The 1,742-nt window shown below is 69.2% G+C and carries 2 protein-coding genes; both read left to right on the forward strand.

The window, feature by feature from the left end; genetic code table 11:
• The first annotated feature begins 52 nt into the window (after positions 1 to 52).
• Positions 53 to 931 (forward strand): segregation and condensation protein A, encoded by an 879-nt coding sequence (locus AC5RUJ_RS15750; protein ID WP_494156186.1) that lies wholly within the window; start codon positions 53 to 55, stop codon positions 929 to 931.
• Complete coding sequence (gene scpB, locus AC5RUJ_RS15755; protein WP_493999439.1) at positions 924 to 1,556, forward strand: SMC-Scp complex subunit ScpB; 633 nt, start codon at positions 924 to 926, stop codon at positions 1,554 to 1,556. The genes AC5RUJ_RS15750 and scpB overlap by 8 nt, the downstream gene beginning before the upstream one ends.
• Positions 1,557 to 1,742 lie beyond the last annotated feature (186 nt).

Here is a 1,742-nt window from a genome sequence, read left to right on the forward strand (position 1 = left end):
GGCGCCGGCGGGGACGGTGCCGGCAGGCGGCCTCCCGGCAGGGCAGGACACCGTGCCCGACGTCCCGGACCAGGAGGGCGACCGGAAGCCGGCAGGCTTCGCCGTCACGCTGGACAACTTCAGCGGACCTTTTGATTTGTTGCTGGGACTGATTTCCAAGCACGAACTGGACATCACCGAAGTGGCGCTTGCCCGCGTCACGGACGAGTTCATCTCCTACATCCGCCGCCTCCAGGCCGACGGCAACGACAAGGCCCTGGACGAAGCCAGCGAGTTCCTCGTCATCGCGGCGACCCTGCTGGACCTCAAGGCCGCCCGGCTGCTGCCCACCGGCGAGGTGGAGGACGACGAGGACATCGCCCTGCTCGAGGCCCGGGACCTGCTCTTCGCCCGGCTGCTGCAGTACAAGGCCTTCAAGGAAATCGCGGCCCTGCTCGGCCAGCGCCTGGCCCGGGAGGCCGAACGATTCCCGAGGCAGGTCGCGCTGGAGCCGCAGTTCGCCGCGCTGCTGCCCGAGCTTGTCTGGCGCACGCCCCTGGCGGACTTTGCCGCCCTTGCGGCCAAAGCCCTGGAGCCCAAGGAGCCCGCGCCGACCCAGGTCGGGCTCTCGCACCTGCACGCGCCGCCGGTCAGCGTGAAGGAGCAGGCGGCGATCCTTGGTGCGCGCCTGCAGGCGGGCCCGCCCCTGACGTTCCGGGCGCTCACCGACGACGCGGACGGCGCGCTGGTGGTGGTTGCCCGCTTCCTGGCGCTGTTGGAGATGTTCCGCGACGGCGTCATCGCCTTCGACCAGGTTGCGCCGCTCGGCGAGCTGACGGTCCATTGGACCGGGCCGGACGCGGAATGGACCGGCGCCAACCTCAGCGAGGAATATGACAACGCCCCGGCCGCCGACACGGCCGCGGACACAACGGAGGGACGCGATGACTGATCCGCAGGAGGAGACGGCGGGGCCCGAGGTCGATGTGGAACGGTTGCCGGGCGGTGCCCGGGCCGCGTTGGAAGCGGTCCTGATGGTTATCGACGAACCGGCCACCGATGTGGAATTGGCCACAGCGCTGGCTCTTCCGGTGGGCACCGTCCAGGCGCTGCTGCTGGATCTGCAGCGCGATTACGACGGCGGAGTCCCCTCCGAAGGGCGGCCCGCCGCGGAACCGCGGGGCTTTGAGTTGCGCCACATCGCCGGCGGCTGGCGGATCTTCTCGCGCAGCGATTTCGCGCCGCTGGTGTCCCGTTTCGTGCTGGAAGGCCAGACGGCCCGGTTGACCCAGGCCGCATTGGAGACGCTGGCCGTCATCGCCTACCGGCAGCCGGTCTCGCGGGCCCGGGTTTCGGCGATCCGAGGGGTCAATGTTGATTCCGTGGTGCGCACGCTCACCCAGCGCGGCCTCATCGAGGATTCCGGCACCGATCCGGAGACCGGAGCCGTCCTGTACCGGACCACCTCTTATTTTCTGGAAAGATTGGGGATAGGAAGCATCGGCGAACTGCCGGAGATCGCCCCGCATCTGCCGGGACTGGAAAACCTGTCCGAGTACGACGACGCTTCGCTCTAGGCTGCCGGCCTCCGGCAGCAGCAGACCATTGCAGTAGTTTCCACGGGTAAGGATCCACCATGACACAACCGCCTCGTTCCGGCTCCGGACGGAACAACCCCCGCGGCGGAAAACGTCCCGGCGACGGCCGCCGTCCGGACGATGCCGAGCGCCGTCCGCAGGGCGGTTCCGCCCAGGGACGTGGCC

It is taken from the genome of Arthrobacter sp. Y3223164, from assembly GCF_059091005.1.

Bases quoted from the DNA above. Each gene is read 5' to 3' on its own strand.
- scpB (WP_493999439.1), top strand. From the start codon at position 924: ATGACTGATCCGCAGGAGGAGACGGCGGGGCCCGAGGTCGATGTGGAA.